Genomic DNA, 522 nt, shown 5'->3' on the forward strand with positions numbered 1-522 from the left:
AAGAGTGCTTCACAAAAACCAATAACCTGGCCAGTATGCCTCCATTGAATCATTACTGCTTACACCTTAGTTTTTGATAAATAGCGAGGTAAAGTGAGGGTTAATAATCATCAACAAAGTGATAATGACAATTTATAAACTGTCGTCATTATTTAATCGATCGTCATCTTGAATTTATTGTGCTTTGCAGCTTCTTCGAGGTCAGGACCTCACGAAAGAAAGAAAGAAAGCCTTGTTAGTGTGAGATCCTGATACCGGCCTTCGCCGGCATGACAAATTCAGAATGACGAATTCAGGATTACGGATGATTATAATTTTTAGGCCAATAGCTTAGCAGTAGCTATAAACCCAAACTAGCTATAAACAAGAAAACCCTGCAGCTTTTAGCTACAGGGCTTCTATAAGATTTGGCACCGACCTACTCTCCCACGTGTTACCGCAGTACCATCGGCTCTGGTGGGCTTGACTTCTCTGTTCGGAATGGGAAGAGGTAGACACCACCGATATAGGCACCTAAATATT

General features: G+C 41.2%; 1 rRNA gene. It reads right to left on the minus strand.

Going from position 1 to position 522, the window contains the following annotated elements:
• Positions 1-405: 405 nt before the first annotated feature.
• Positions 406-517, minus strand: a 5S ribosomal RNA gene (gene rrf / locus HQN83_RS25195).
• Positions 518-522: the final 5 nt, after the last annotated feature.

The sequence above is a fragment of the Pedobacter foliorum genome (assembly GCF_013266735.1).
GTDB classification, from domain to species: Bacteria; Bacteroidota; Bacteroidia; order Sphingobacteriales; family Sphingobacteriaceae; genus Pedobacter; species Pedobacter foliorum.